The organism is Nitrosomonas oligotropha, from assembly GCF_009833085.1.
GTDB lineage: Bacteria > Pseudomonadota > Gammaproteobacteria > Burkholderiales > Nitrosomonadaceae > Nitrosomonas > Nitrosomonas oligotropha.
Map to the genome: position 1 here is coordinate 38,426 of NZ_QRBZ01000017.1, position 14,414 is coordinate 52,839.

12 protein-coding genes are annotated in these 14,414 nt (G+C 51.9%); 8 read left to right on the plus strand and 4 right to left on the minus strand.

The window, feature by feature from the left end:
• Nucleotides 1–14 precede the first annotated feature (14 nt).
• Genes ABD07_RS06260 through ABD07_RS06270 form a run of 3 tightly spaced genes read left to right on the plus strand, consistent with a single transcriptional unit; the run spans nucleotide 15 to nucleotide 1,686 of the window.
• Entirely contained in the window at nucleotides 15–266 is a 252-nt protein-coding gene (locus ABD07_RS06260; protein ID WP_160817585.1) for a type II toxin-antitoxin system Phd/YefM family antitoxin, read from the plus strand.
• A gap of 28 nt (nucleotides 267–294) precedes the next feature.
• Nucleotides 295–1,302 carry a hypothetical protein gene (locus tag ABD07_RS06265; RefSeq protein WP_160817586.1) on the plus strand — a complete coding sequence of 336 codons (1,008 nt, stop codon included), beginning with the start codon at nucleotides 295–297 and terminating at the stop codon, nucleotides 1,300–1,302.
• Between the two features lie 54 nt (nucleotides 1,303–1,356).
• Nucleotides 1,357–1,686, plus strand: a complete 330-nt coding sequence (locus ABD07_RS06270) for a MazG-like family protein (RefSeq protein WP_160817587.1) — start codon at nucleotides 1,357–1,359, stop codon at nucleotides 1,684–1,686.
• Nucleotides 1,687–1,697: 11 nt separating this feature from the next.
• Here ABD07_RS06270 and ABD07_RS06275 read toward each other — a convergent pair whose 3' ends face one another.
• Nucleotides 1,698–2,846 (minus strand): methyltransferase, encoded by a 1,149-nt coding sequence (locus ABD07_RS06275; protein ID WP_160817594.1) that lies wholly within the window; start codon nucleotides 2,844–2,846, stop codon nucleotides 1,698–1,700.
• Between the two features lie 247 nt (nucleotides 2,847–3,093).
• On the opposite strand from ABD07_RS06275, the gene ABD07_RS06280 reads away from it, so the two are divergent.
• Together ABD07_RS06280 and ABD07_RS06285 are read left to right on the plus strand one after the other, a co-directional pair.
• Nucleotides 3,094–4,056 carry a DmsE family decaheme c-type cytochrome gene (locus ABD07_RS06280; protein WP_160817588.1) on the plus strand — a complete coding sequence of 321 codons (963 nt, stop codon included), beginning with the start codon at nucleotides 3,094–3,096 and terminating at the stop codon, nucleotides 4,054–4,056.
• Between the two features lie 17 nt (nucleotides 4,057–4,073).
• Nucleotides 4,074–6,212, plus strand: coding sequence for an MtrB/PioB family decaheme-associated outer membrane protein (locus ABD07_RS06285; protein WP_160817589.1), 2,139 nt, complete (start codon nucleotides 4,074–4,076; stop codon nucleotides 6,210–6,212).
• A 68-nt stretch (nucleotides 6,213–6,280) separates the two neighbouring features.
• Here ABD07_RS06285 and ABD07_RS06290 read toward each other — a convergent pair whose 3' ends face one another.
• From ABD07_RS06290 to ABD07_RS06300, 3 genes are all read right to left on the minus strand, one after another.
• The gene (locus ABD07_RS06290; protein ID WP_160817590.1) at nucleotides 6,281–9,472 is read right to left on the minus strand and encodes a multidrug efflux RND transporter permease subunit; all 3,192 of its coding nucleotides are present in this window, start codon (nucleotides 9,470–9,472) and stop codon (nucleotides 6,281–6,283) included.
• On the minus strand, nucleotides 9,469–10,707 hold the full coding sequence (locus tag ABD07_RS06295) for an efflux RND transporter periplasmic adaptor subunit (protein ID WP_160817591.1): 1,239 nt from the start codon (nucleotides 10,705–10,707) through the stop codon (nucleotides 9,469–9,471). Before ABD07_RS06295 ends, ABD07_RS06290 begins: the two co-directional genes overlap by 4 nt.
• A gap of 161 nt (nucleotides 10,708–10,868) precedes the next feature.
• Complete coding sequence (locus ABD07_RS06300) at nucleotides 10,869–12,263, minus strand: efflux transporter outer membrane subunit (RefSeq protein WP_108697557.1); 1,395 nt, start codon at nucleotides 12,261–12,263, stop codon at nucleotides 10,869–10,871.
• A 334-nt stretch (nucleotides 12,264–12,597) separates the two neighbouring features.
• Here ABD07_RS06300 and ABD07_RS14955 point away from each other — a divergent pair, with 334 nt between their 5' ends.
• The 3 genes from ABD07_RS14955 to ABD07_RS06315 all read left to right on the plus strand — a co-directional run bounded on the left by ABD07_RS14955 (nucleotide 12,598) and on the right by ABD07_RS06315 (nucleotide 14,231).
• Nucleotides 12,598–12,804, plus strand: coding sequence for a type II toxin-antitoxin system RelE/ParE family toxin (locus ABD07_RS14955; RefSeq protein WP_240142445.1), 207 nt, complete (start codon nucleotides 12,598–12,600; stop codon nucleotides 12,802–12,804).
• Nucleotides 12,805–12,807: 3 nt separating this feature from the next.
• Nucleotides 12,808–13,092: a helix-turn-helix domain-containing protein gene (locus tag ABD07_RS06310; RefSeq protein ID WP_160817592.1), complete on the plus strand. Its 285-nt coding sequence runs from the start codon at nucleotides 12,808–12,810 to the stop codon at nucleotides 13,090–13,092.
• Between the two features lie 224 nt (nucleotides 13,093–13,316).
• Nucleotides 13,317–14,231 carry a hypothetical protein gene (locus ABD07_RS06315; RefSeq protein WP_160817593.1) on the plus strand — a complete coding sequence of 305 codons (915 nt, stop codon included), beginning with the start codon at nucleotides 13,317–13,319 and terminating at the stop codon, nucleotides 14,229–14,231.
• Nucleotides 14,232–14,414: the final 183 nt, after the last annotated feature.

Consider the following 14,414-nt stretch of genomic DNA (forward strand, 5'->3'; position numbering starts at 1 on the left):
AGGGGGTGTTTTTTATGGATGCAATTAGTTATACAACAGCGCGTGCCAATTTAGCTGAAACGATGGAACGGGTTTGTAGTGATCATTTGCCTGTCATTATTACCCGCAAAGAGGGAGCATCGATAGTCATGATATCTCTGGAAGATTATCAGGCGATAGAAGAGACCTTGTATTTGTTTCGCACACCTGCTAACGCACGGCGATTGTTGGACTCCATTGACGAACTTGAGGCTGGAAGCGGTGTGGTAAAGCGATTGACCGATTGAATATATTTATTAAGCGAGTTGACTGCTCATGAAAGCATACGCCAATCAAGCATCACCAGAGCAAAAAACAGCCCTGCAAAGACGCGAAGCTTGGGCCGGTACTCAGGAAACCGTGCCATTTGAAGATAATCGACCTGAAACTTCAGTTCTGAGGATGTTGCAGGAATCCGCCAATAACAGTCCACAATCGCAAAACTTGGCGAATTTGAAGCAAGCTGCCAATCAATCCGTGCAACGTAAAATTCAGCCGCTGCAACGTGTAACGAAATTGAATATGGCGGTTGAAGAAGGGGCGCAGAAGCATCATCCAAACTATAAATTCGATATCGGGATAGGCCCTGCTAAGACGACGAAAAATGTCGACCTGGATCCCTGGATAACCCGGAAAGGTTTTGGTTATTCTCAGAAATACGTCGAAAAATCGGAAAAAAAAGCATTAAGAAAATTGATTAATACCTGGGATGCCAGTAAATCGATTGTCGATGATTTGGTTACAAATTATGTCGGCGCGAAGAATGACGATTCGAGCATCGATTTTGACGAGACTAAACATGGTTTTGTTGGCGTTGATCTGGCGATGCACTTGATGGCAATGCAGGAAAATGTCGCTCGCCGGGTGAGCGATATACCGGCTAACTGCAATGATATCGATTTGAAAATAAATGACCGGTTAGCGGGTGTGTCCACTGTGAGGAAAAAAGTTGGGTGGATGACATTATTAAAAGAATCCCGGGAAGAATTAAAAAAGGCTTTATTGAGCAATACTAAATCACCCAGTGCAATGGGCGATGTTGATCTGGTGCAAAAGGCTGTGCGTAGCACTGCTGATCCGGTGATCCCGGAGTTAATCCGTCTGGGGGTGCTGGATGATGAAATGAAGCTCAATACAGATACCATTAGAGATGGGCAAAAAGCCTATACCGCTTCAAACGCCGGTGGCGGGCAATTCAATTTCGGTTACGGTCACCTGCGTTTCATCATTTTCCTGGAATGGCGCATTTGCGCAGAAATGATGTTGAACCAGAGCGTTAAATAAAGCCTAAGTAACTACCAATTAGTAGGAAACTTCAATAGTGACGATTGTTTTTCTGTGAACGACTTCCAACAACTCACCGAAATTTTGCGAAAATTCCGCGATGAGCGCGATTGGGCGCAATTTCATAATGCGAAAGACTTGGCGATGGCGCTGAATATTGAGGCGGCCGAGCTGCTGGAAGTTTTTTTATGGAAAACGCCGGAGCAAGCGGACATTGCCAGTGTCAAGGAAGAGCTGGCCGATGTGATCGCGTTTGCTCTGCTGCTCGCTGACAAATACGAGTTGGACGTGAAGCAGATCGTGCTGGAGAAAATAGAGAAAAACGCGCTGAAATATCCGGTGGAAAAATCGAAAGGCAGCGCGAAAAAGTACACCGAGTTGTAGCAATTCCCCGGCTATTTTACGGCCAGCCGCCATAATGATGTCAGTTCCGCCGCGCGGGCGGCGTGCAGCGGGTCGCTGGTGTCCGAAACGCGCGGATGGTGCGGTTTAATATCGGTGCGTCCCAGCACTTTCAAACTCGCAGTGTCGATCATTTGCAGCAATTCTTCCCGTGTACGCAATCCCAAATGTTCGGCAAAATCCGACAAGATCAGCCAGCCTTCGCCATCCGCCAGCAGGTGATCGCGCAAACCGTGCAGAAATCCGCGCAGCATGCGGCTTTCCGGGTCGAAAATGGCATGCTCAAGCGGTGAGCTGGGGCGCGCCGGGATCCACGGCGGGTTGCAGACGATCAAGGCGGCTTGTCCTGCGGGAAAAAGATCGGCTTGCGCCAGCTCCACCTGGTTGATCAAGTTCAACCGCGTTAAGTTGTCGCGCGCGCAGGCTAGCGCGCGCACGTCCTGGTCGGTCGCGACGATGTGCTGGATGCCGCGCGATGCCAATGCCGCAGCCAATACGCCGGTGCCGGTGCCGATGTCGAATGCGATGGACTGTGTTGCTAGCAGTTGGGGCAGCGGCGCTTGTGCGATCAGCTTCACATATTCGCTGCGAATCGGTGCAAACACGCCGTAGTGCGGGTGTATCGTCATACCCAGCGCGGCAATTTCAATCCCTTTTTTGCGCCATTCGTAAGCGCCGATCAACCCCAGCAACTCGCGCAGCGAGGCGATATACGCTCCGGTGCAAGCCCCATAGGCTTCCAGGCAAGCAGCGTGCACATCCGGCGCGCGCCGCAGCGGAATGGTGTGATCGGGATTGAACGGAATCAGCAGCTTCTCCAGCGTGCGGGCCCGCTGCGATTGCGTCAGACGGTGCCGGTGAAATGCCTCAGCGGGTGTGAAAACCGGTTGCTGGCGGGGGTTTTTCTCCGGTTTCTTTTTATCCACCCGCCGCGCCATTGCTTGCAACAGTTGCCGCGCATTTTGGAAATCACCGCGCCATAACAACGCAGTTCCTTCACAAGCCAAACGGTAAGCGGTATCGGCAGGCATGCGGTCGTCAATAACCTGCACCCGTTTCGGCGGCGGCAATCCTTTTTCGCAACGCCAGCGGGCGGATTTTTCTTGGTTATCCTCGTTCCAGCAAATGACGGGATCATTCATCACGATGCTGGCAGACGGATCGGTGCCGCAGATTTGCATTCTTTTTTCCTTTCATTTTCAATCTTCATATTTCATCGCTAGTGCGGATAACTATCAGATCTTTAGTGATATTTCAGACTCAATTTATCAGAAATAAGATCAGTGACGGATAATCCACGCATGTGCGTGACAAAACTCACAGAACTTTTTCTCTCTACCGCCAATAATGCGCCCCCAAGCAAACCACCAAAGCGTAGAGGAAATAGGCATGTTAACAATCATCAAAATCAGGCAAATTGCTGTGCCTGGGTTATTGGCTTTTATTCTTGCATTCATTATCGCGGTATTACCGCAACCCGTCAGCTCAGCCGAGCTTGACGATGATGACGATGACCCTCCTCAAGATCTTATTCTGCGCGGCGATGGCAAGTGCACGGCGTGCCATGACGAAAACAGTGACAATCCCATTCTCGCTATCGGGAAAACCAAGCATGGCACCACTGCCGATCACCGGACCCCAACATGCACCAGCTGCCACGGTGAGGGCGGAAGTCATGAAGACTCTCCGGACAAAGCGCTCATGCCACAACGGACATTCGGGAAAAAATCCGTCAATTCCATTGAGGACAGGAATAGCGCCTGCTTAGCCTGCCATCAAGGTGGCAAGCGCATGCATTGGTCTGGCAGTACGCACGCGAATCGCGATGTCGCTTGCACGTCCTGCCACACCATTCATACCGAGCAGGACAAAGTGCGCAACCGCAACACGCAGCCTGAGGTTTGCTTTAATTGCCATAAGGAGATGCGCCAGCTGATTAACCGTCCCTATCGCCACCCCATCCGGGAAGGCAAGGTGATTTGTTCGGATTGCCATAACCCGCATGGTTCAGCCGGTCCAAGCAAAATGGTGCGGGATAGCATCAACGATACTTGCTATACCTGCCACATGGAAAAGCGCGGCCCCTTTGTCTACAACCATCCGCCGGTGCAGGAAAATTGCGCGATTTGCCACAATCCGCATGGCACCACGGCACCTAATTTATTGCGCACCCGTTCCCCATTCCTATGCCAGCAATGCCATGAGCCGAACACGCACCAAGGCAGCTCCGGCACACTCACGGGCGCTTATGCCAGAAACACGCTGGCACGTGGATGCGCCAATTGCCACACCCAGGTTCACGGCAGCAACATGCCTGAAAACATTCGCAATGAAAGCGTATTTCAGCGCTAAGAACGGAGGCGGAAACCATGTTCACTAACGCACTTAACTACAAAAAATTTCCACCGGCAATCGTATTGCTTACATGCATCGTGACGGCAGTTCCGGCCCATTCTTCCGGAGCGGATGCCGATCCTTTGAAAGAACTTTCCAAGCCGAGAAGCGTGGTCAATATCGGCGCCGGTCAGTTGTTCAATGATAATGCACGTTTCGGGCAGTATACCGGTTTGCGCAATGAAGGACCTTATGGAATCTTTAATGTCGATATTGCCAAACGCAACGACGATACCGGAACATGGTTCAAATTGCTGGGGCGTAATTTAGGATTCCAAAACCGCGACGTGCGTTTTGAGCACAGCAAACAGGGCAAGTGGGGCTATGTCATCGATTACAGCCAAACACCGCGCTACGAGCCGTTTACGGTCAATACCGCGGTGAGCGGTATCGGCACCACCGATCCTCACGTACCCACTACGCGAACAACGGGCAATCCCGCTCAATTAAGTACCGAGCGGCAATCGATCGGATTCAGTTTTAACCAATTCCTTCCCGGTAATCTGGAATTGCACCTCCATTTCCGTAACGAAGAAAAAGACGGGGAGCGTATTTTTGGCCGTGGAAACCGGCTGGGCGAGCCTCGGCTCAGCGGTTTCGATGGCAGACCCAGCCCGAGAGCGGTCGGCGGTTATGAGTTTATTCCCGAACCGATCAACTCAACCATCCGGATTTTTGGGGCTTCATTGGATTACGCAGGAAAAGATCTGCAATTATCGGGTGGCTATTACGGCACGATGTATAACAACAAAAATGCATTGCTGACGCCTACCGGCGGCAGTACCGTCGGGGGGATTTTTTCGCCCAGCCAATATGCACCGATTGCGCTTGCACCGGATAACGAATCGCATCAAGGTTTTCTGTCCGGTGGATATAGTTTTGCACCGACAACTCGCGGCACGTTCAAAGTTGCTTATACACGAGCGACCCAAACCGACTCATTTTCCCCGGGACTGCTAACCGCACCCGGTATTGGCGCCAATTTGGGCGGGCGTATCGATACCGTACTGGCGCAAACCGGATTAACAGCGCGCCCGCTGCAAAAGTTATCGATCAATACCAACTTCCGCTTTGAGGATCGCGACGACAAGACACCGGTGCGATTCTATAACCCTATGGCTACTTTGCACGATTTGAACGGCAACTCCTGGAATGGTCTGAATAATCCGCGTTCTTTCCGCACGATAACCAGCAAATTTGAAGCAAACTATGCGCTGCCGCACAATTTCCGCTTGATCGGCGGCATTGATTATGAGCACAGGGATCGCACCGGAACGGCGACCAATACCGGTCACCGCTTCAGAACCGATGAGCTTTTCTATCGTGCGGAATTGCGCCGCTCGCTATCCGATACCATCACCGGCACGATTTCATACATACACAGCGATCGTTTCGGTTCAAGTTTTCTCACCAATACGACCGGTTCCGGCGCGCCGTTCTTCAATCTCATCGCACCGTCCAATCTTGCCGATCGCAGCCGCGACAAAGTCCGCTTTATGGCCAACTGGGATCCGATCGATTCATTATCGATACAAGTTGCGATCGATGAATCGATTGACGATTACGGCCAACGGCCAGGCTCCGGATTAGGCTTGCGCAAAGGCTCCGCAAGAAACTATTCACTCGATGCCACGTATATATTTTCCGAGCGGCTGCAAGCAACCGCATGGTTTTCACGCAACGAAACCCATGTCGATCAGGCTTCCAGAAACCCAATTACCGACGGAGGGATTCGTGAAATTTGGGGAACCAATTTGCATAACATAGGAACTTCGGTGGGTATGGAAGTCACCGCCAAGCCAACCGATAAGCTGGAAACCGGCGCTAATTTCATGTTCTCGGATTACACCGATAAATTCAATCAGAAAGTCACGCTTGAGCCGCAAGTCAATATCGTTCCGAATCTTTCAACGCAATACTCCAGCCTGCGGCTATTCGCGCGGTACGATATCCGCAAGAACCTGGGTGTGCGCTTGGATTACATTCTTGATCACTTTAAAACCAACGAATGGACGTGGACGGGATGGCGCTATACCGATGGCACCACACTGACACAAAACAACAACCAGATGGTCAACTTCGCCTTTCTTTCGGTGCTCTATAGCTGGCAATAAAGGCAGTCATGGTTTCGTTCACCGCACGATTGACTCGCGGTGAACGCAACCATTGCGCATGCTGAATTTTACTTACCCTGACCGGTGTCTTTAGGATCTTCGGGATGATCAACCGCATTTTCCTGCGGACTCACTGTAACGGCCTGCGGTGTTTTCCGGCGCGTCATTTTTCCGATCACGACAAAGAACAGCGGCACGAAGAAAATCGCCAGGAAGGTGGCTGCCAGCATGCCGCCGAATACCCCGGTGCCGATCGAATGGCGGCTCGCCGCGCCAGCGCCAGAGGCGATTATTAATGGAAAAACGCCCAGTATGAAGGCCAGCGATGTCATGATGATCGGTCGGAAGCGTAAGCGTGCCGCTTCCAATGCGGCATCGGTGAGCGTTTCGCCGGAAGCATAGCGCTGATTGGCGAATTCGACGATCAGAATGGCATTTTTAGCCGCCAGCCCGATCAGGGTGACCAAGCCGATCTGAAAATAAATATCGTTGCTCAAGCCGCGCGTCCAGATGGCCAGCAGCGCACCGAGGATGCCGAACGGAATCGCCAGAATCACCGCCATCGGAATGGCCCAGCTTTCATACAGCGCAGCCAGCACCAGAAATACCATCAGCATGGCAAACGCAAACACCAGTACCGATTGTCCGCCCGCTTTGCGTTCCTGGAACGAGATACCGCTCCAGTCGATCGTATAGCCGCGCGGCAGTAATATTTCGTTGGCGACTTGTTCCAGCGCATCGAGCGCTTGCCCCGAACTGTAGCCCGGCGCGGCGCCACCCAGCACCAGTGCGGAATTGAGACCGTTGAAGTGCGTCACCGGATCGGGACCGCTGTTAAATTCGGTGGTTACGACCGAATCCAGCGGGATCATGGTGGGTGACGCGCCGGTCTGGGCGCGTACATAAATCTTGCTGATGCTGCTCGGATCGGATCGATACTCCGGCAGCGCCTCTGTTTGCACCCGGTAGATGCGGCCAAATTTGACGAAATCGTTGATGTACAAGTTGCCGAAATACGCCTGCATGGTATCGAAGACTTCCGAAATCGGCACGCCCAGCGCCTTGGCGCGTTCGCGGTCTACCGTTGCGTACAGCCTTGGCGCGCTGACACGGAAATTGGTGCTGGCGATGGCGATCGCCGGATGTTGCATGGCCTTGGCGGTGAACTCCTGCGCAACCGCGGCAAACCCGGCAAAATCGCCGCCGGCGGGATCTTGGATTTGCACCGAGAAACCCCCGGTGGAGCCGAGTCCGCTGATCGACGGGGCATTGAAAGCCAGAACCAGCGCTTCCGGAATTTTGGCAAACTCCTGGAAGGCCGCTGCAATCAGCCCATGCACTTTTTCACCGGGATTTTGGCGCGTATTCCAATGGTTCAGTGGTACGAACATCGTGGCTTGGTTCGTTCCGCGCGTGCCAAAAACAAAATTCTGCCCGGCCAGCACGTCGGTGGAATGAACGGCCGGGATCGATTGATAGTAATGTTCTATCTTGCTCAAGACTTCCGTGGTGCGGGTCATGGAAGCGCCGTCCGGCAGTTGCACCACGGTGATGAAATAACCCTGATCTTCTTCCGGCAGAAAGCTTCCCGGTATGATTTTAAATAACCCCAGAATGGCGCCTATCAGAACCGCAAACAGCGTCAGCGCAAGCGCCGAGCGTTTGAGGATTGTCCCGACGCTGCCGGTATAGCGGTTTTGCACCCAGTCGAACGAGCGATTGAACAGTTTCCAGAATCCTTTCGGCGCTTCGTGGCTGGGCTTGAGAACCAGAGCGCATAACGCTGGACTCAAGGTCAGCGCGACAAAGCCGGATATCGCGACGGACAGTGCGATGGTAATGGCAAATTGTTTGTACAATTCGCCGGTAATGCCGCCTAAAAACGCCACCGGCACGAACACCGCAGCCAGCACCAGCACAATCGCGATCACCGGCCCGGTAACCTCGTCCATCGCCCGTTTGGCTGCCTCCCGCGGCGAAAGACCGCCTTTGGTCATGTGCCGCTCGACGTTTTCCACCACCACAATGGCATCGTCGACCACGATACCGATCGCCAGCACCATGCCGAACAGCGTCAGTGTGTTAATGGAAAATCCCAGCGCCTCCATTCCGGCCAATGTGCCGATCAGCGAAACCGGCACGGCAACGGCTGGAATCAGCGTGGCGCGCCAGCTTTGCAGGAACAGGAAAACTACCAGAATCACCAGCAACGTCGCTTCCGCCAGTGTTATCAAAACCTCCTGAATGGACACCGTGATGAACGTGGTGGTGTCGTAGGGAATGTCGTGTGATACCCCAGCCGGAAAGGCTTTGGCCAGTTTGTCCATTTCCTGGCGCACGCGCTGCACGGTTTCGAGCGCATTAGCGCCCGGTGCGAGAAAAGTGAGCAAAAACGTATTCGGCTGGCCGTTCCAGCGTCCTTGCAAATCGTACGATTGCGCGCCCAGTTCAATCCGTGCCACGTCCTGCAGCCGTACCATCGAACCATCGGGATAAGCGCGCACGATCATGTCCTCGAATTCCTTCACCTCGCTCATGCGTCCGCGCGTAATCACCGGAATCGTCAGTTCGGTGCCGTGCGGCGTCGGTTCGCGGCCGATCCGTCCGGCTGGAAAATCGCGGTTTTGCTCGCGCACGACGGCGGCGATTTCGGTCGGCGTTACATTGAGTTGCGCCATCCGCACCGGATCGAGAATGAGCCGCATGGAATAATTCTGTCCGCCGAAAATGATGGCATCGCCGACACCGGGCAGCCGTTTCACATTATCGAGTATGCGCAGTAACGCGTAGTTCGACAGATAAACGTTGTCATGCTTGGGATCGGTCGAGCTCAGCGCAATTACGGCGAGCAAATCGGGCGAGGTTTTTTTCACCGTCACGCCTTGCCGCACCACTTCATCCGGCAGTTGCGGCTCGGCCAGACGCTGGCGGTTCTGCGTCTGCACTTGCGCGATATCGATATCCGTGCCGATCTCGAACGTCAGCCGCAGCATCATGTGGCCGTCGTTGGTGCTGATCGATTCGTAATACAGCAGGTTGTCGATACCGGGCAGCTGCACCTCGATCGGACGCGCAACTGCCTCCGCCACCACTTCCGCGCTGGCGCCGGGGTAATCGGCGTCGATCTGCACCATCGGCGGGGTGATTTGCGGAAACTGCGCGATCGGTAATTTCTGTAAAGCGACCAGACCTAATACGACAATGATGATCGACAGTACCGATGCGAAAATGGGCCGGTCAATGAAAAAGTGCGATTTCATGGTGCCGCCTGTTGTGTGGGTTCTGCTGAATCGAGCCGTGCTGCGGTTGCTTCCGGTTGATGCGGAATCGCATCGACTTTGCTGCCGGGCAGGATGCGGTAAAACCCTTCCACGACGATGCGCTCACCCGGCTGCAAGCCGCTTTCGATCAGCCATTCCTTGCCGCGCCAAGCGCTCGCTTGAACCTGGCGCAATTGCGCGTGCTCCGCGGCGTCGATGACAAAGACGAACGATCCATTGGGGCCTTGCTGCACCGCGCGTTGCGGAATCAAAATGGCATTGTTGCGGATATAACCCTTGATGCGGATTCTGACAAATTGGCCGGGATAAAAATAGGACTGCCCCGGCGCCATGCCGCCTTCGGGATTGGGAAATTTAAACCGCCCTTGCAACGTGCCGGTTTCCGGCCGTAGCGCGACATCGGCGAAATCCAGCACGCCTTCCTGCGGATATACGCTGCCATCGGTAAAGGTCATGACACCGCGCAATTGAAAGATGTCCGGCCGCTCCACCTTATGTTCGGTCAGTTCGCGGCGGCGGCGCAGCAGGTAGCTTTCCGGCACGCTGACATTGACATACATGGGATCGAGCTGGTCGATGGTGGTCAATAAGGTTTCCTGCGCGGAGACCAGACGGCCTTCATAAAAATGGCTGCGGCCGATGCGGCCGTTGACCGGCGCGGTGATCAGCGTATTGTCCAGGTCGAATTTTGCCTTGATCAGATCGTTCTGCGCGGCTTCCAGCGATGCTTTGGCGGCTAGCGTTTCGGCTTCGGCGTCGTCGACATTTTTCTTGCTGACCGCTTGTTTTTCCAGCAGCGGTTTGACGCGCGCCAGATCTTGCTTGGCTTGATTCAAGCGCGCTTGCATTTGCGCTACTCTGGCTTTGGCGCTGAGATAAATGGCCTTGAACGGCACCGGATCGATCAGATATAACTTATCGCCTTTTTTGGCATTGCGCCCTTCGGTGAAATAAACCTGCTTGATGATTCCGCTGACTTGAGGGCGGATTTCCACCGGGCGAAAAGCTTCCGTTTGCCCGATGAATTCCGGCTCATCCTCAATGGTTTGCGCGGCCACCGTGATCACTTGCACTTGAGGCAGCGGTGCGGTTTGTTCCGGCGCTTGTTGTCCGCACGAGGCGAGCAGAATCAATGATAATCCGGCACCCGCATTGAGCACGGCAGACCCGATCCGAGTTGCTGATGTGGTGAACCATAGAAATGTGCTTTGCATAGACTCAACCTTTGGCTGTTCGTTATTCTTATTAAAAGCGGATAGACCGGAAAAATTAATGTGATCAGCGTATCACGCGAGAAGTTTCAGTTGCACGCATCCGGTGCAATGCGTGCAAAACTGCGTCACGCCGCCAGCACACAGCGGCCTGGCGGCGATTGTTACAACATCCAGCCGCCGCCTAGCGCTTTGTAAAGTTGCACGATCGATACCAAATGCAGGCGGTGTGTCGCCATTAGGGCAAATTCGGCATCGAACAGATTGCGCTTGGCCAGCAGCACGTCGACATAACTGGTGATCCCGCCTTGGTAGCGCAGATCGGCTATCTGTAATGCGGAGCGCAGCGCTTCGACCTGCGATTGCTGTGCTTTACGCTGATCGTTTGCGGTGCGTACCGCGATCAGCGCATCGTCAACTTCCTTGAACGCCACCAGAATGGTTTGCTCGTATTGCGCCAAGGCTTGCCGCGCTTGCGCTTCCGCCGCGCGTTGCTCAAATCCGAGGCTTTGCGCGTTCAGCAGCGGAACCGCCAGACCGAGCCCGCCCGCGCCGAATTCGCTGCCGGACATCAGTAAGTTAGATAGCGCCGGGCTGGCTACGCCGAGAAAACCGGTGATCGAAATCTTGGGAAACCGTGACGCTTTGGCAACGCCAATCTTGGCGGTAGCCGCCGCCAGCATTTGTTCGGAACGCAGAATGTCGGGACGCCGTTGCAGCAGCTCCGACGGCAAACCGGCCGGTACTTCCGGCGGCATCGATTGCTCGGTCAGCGCACGGCCCCGTGCAATTGAGGCCGGATTTTTCCCCAGCAGCACGCTGAGCTCGTTTTCCTTTTGCCGCATTTGCCGTTCCAGCTCGGCAACCCGGGCTGCGGCATTGGCACGCTCAGCCTCGAATTGATCGAAATCGAGACGGGAAATAACGCCGCCTTGCAACTGCGCCTGCGAAATGGCCACCGATTCTTCCCACGAAGCCAGCGCACGCTGCGCGATGTCGCGCTGCATATCCAATTGCAGCAGATCGAAGTAAGACTGCGCCACCGCGCTGACCAGCGTCAATATGATGGCATGGCGGTTTTCCTCCTGCGCCAGCAAATCGGCGCGCGCCGCTTCGTTGGAGCGGCGGATTTTGCCCCAGATGTCCAGCTCCCAATTCAGCGTGGTTTGCCCGTAATAGTTGAACGGCGTGGCAAAGCCGGGACGCAAAAACCCGCCGAGCGTGCCGAAAGCCGGTGCATTGGCATCGACACCCATGTTCGGAATAAATCCCATGCGCGTGGTATTTAAACGCGCCTGAAATTCCTCAACCGTGGCTACCGCTTGCTTGAGATTTTTGTTTTCCTGCAGAGCCTGCCGGATCAGCTGCTGTAATGTCTCATCGTGCAACAACTCCCACCAGCGCAAATTGGCAACCGATTCACCCTCCATCGGCTCCATACGGAATTTCTCGGCGACATCGACCTGCGGGCGAATATAGTCCGGCCCCATCGCGCATGCGGTCAGCAGCAGGATGGGAAGGATGGATAAGGTGCGAAGCCAGTTTTGCGTTTGTTTCATTTTGGGATTGAAGATTACAGCTTTTATTTATTGCTAAAATTGATCATTGTTTGATTATAGACTATCGATAACATCTTTCCTTATTTTCCACTATTGAGGAAAAAGTGAATATGCAGTTAGGCTGCTAATCGATGATCTTAAGAGAGGTTAAAGCCTCACTCGGGCTTGTTTTATGGCGCTATACAAATACTTTGATGCGTTATCAAAGTATTTGTATAATTATGCCGATAAAATTACTGAAATTCGTTGGCTCAAGCCTGAATGATCTCAGAAGTTTTCCTGATGAAGTACGCCGCGAAGCAGGCTTTCAACTTGATGCTGTGCACGCGGCGATATGCCATATGATTTCAAACCCATGTTGAATATCGGTGCCGGTGCTTACGAAATTCGACTGCATATCAAGGGAGAATGGCGGATCATTTATGTCGCAAAAATGGCCGATGTGATTTACGTCTTGCACGCATTCCAGAAAAAGACGCAGAAAACCAGGCGTGAAGACATAGAGCTAGCGATCCGCCGCTTTCGACAAATAGGACATTAAATCATGAACAAAGAACCAGTAACCGATTCCAGCGGCAATGTTTTCGCCGATCTGGGTTTCTCCACCGAGGAATCCACGCTTCTAGCCATGCGAGCGGAATTGATGGCGCGTTTGCGCGATACCATCAAACAACGCGGCTGGACCCAGCAAGAAGCCGCGGAAAAATTAGGTATCGGGCAATCCCGTGTGTCCGACCTCATGCGCGGCAAATGGGATAAATTCAGCCTGGATATGCTGATTACATTGACCACTCGCACCGGGCAGCATGTGGAGTTGGTTGTTGGGTGAAAGCGATTGACTAATGCGTCAGTTAAATTTTTTGCAATAAGCCCGGTTCGAGCTCCCTTGCTGATACTTTTATAGAACGTACTATATTGAAAATTTTGTTGGCGTATTTTTGTAAGCAAATGCAAATAGCATGACGTTTTTATTTGTTATCTTTGACGCATTATATTGTGTCATTTCAGGTAGAGCACAATAAATTAGATAGAAAGAATTTTGGGGATACTTGAATGAAAGAAAAATTTAACACCTTGACTTTGGCAACACTTTTGATAGCAGTGCTGGGTGTAATCATTCCAATAGTCTGGGATTATCATAGCGGACAAAGGGGTATTTCTTTAACGTTAGTTTCTCATAGTCAAATTATTTATCCTACAACAGGTGTTGATGGTTTGGATGTTAGCTACAAAGGTACAAAACTGCGAACCTTATCAAAGACTACCTTTCTTGTTGAGAATACTGGAAATAGTCCCGTACTTGAGTCTGATGTCATTGCGCCAATCAAAATTGTAATTTCGGACAAAGCAAATGTCCTTGATACAATGATAGATTCAAAGTTGCCAACCAATCTTGAATTTCAGGCAATTAGAGATAAACAAGAAATATTTATAAAATTTTCTCTATTAAACCCCGGAGATAAAGCCTTTGTAAGTCTTCTTACGGATTCTAAAGAAATTGAGTTTAAAGCTTTCGCGCGAATAGTAGGTATAAGGGAAATTAATGTTAATCATGAACCGCCTAAAACTTTAACGATATGGGCAATAGTTTGGATTTTCGTAGGCCTTTTATCTTCAGCTTTACTTTTAGTGGCAGCCGTGGGCTTTTATTATTATCCGAAAGAAATTAGAGTAAAAAGAGATTTAAAAAGTGGGCAATTTACTGTTCCAGAATTCAATTCCTATGAAGATGCTCATTCATGGGTTAATAATTCTTTTGATTTTGTAACAGATGCAGAAAAAGCTCCAATTTTTCAGCAGTTGAAAGTATTGGAAGAAAATAAAGCGGGTTTTACGAAAGAAGTAATATTGAAAGTCGTCCGAGATTCAATACTTGGCAGCCTAAATAATTTTGTAATTGCTCTAATTCTTTCTGGTATTGGCTTATTTGGAATTTATTACTCATTAAGCTCCATGGGTTACTTGTGAAACCTAGCTCAACGTTGAGCATAATAGCTATGAGCCTGGCGATTTCCTGAAATTCGCCTTAAAGCCAATTGATGTGGTTGGAATTAGCTGTAAGAAATCTCAGGGTTGTTTACAGAGAGGTTGATAGAAATAAGCGTTGAGTATTTCATAAGGAGTGGCATTACTCAAACTCTTATGTGGCTT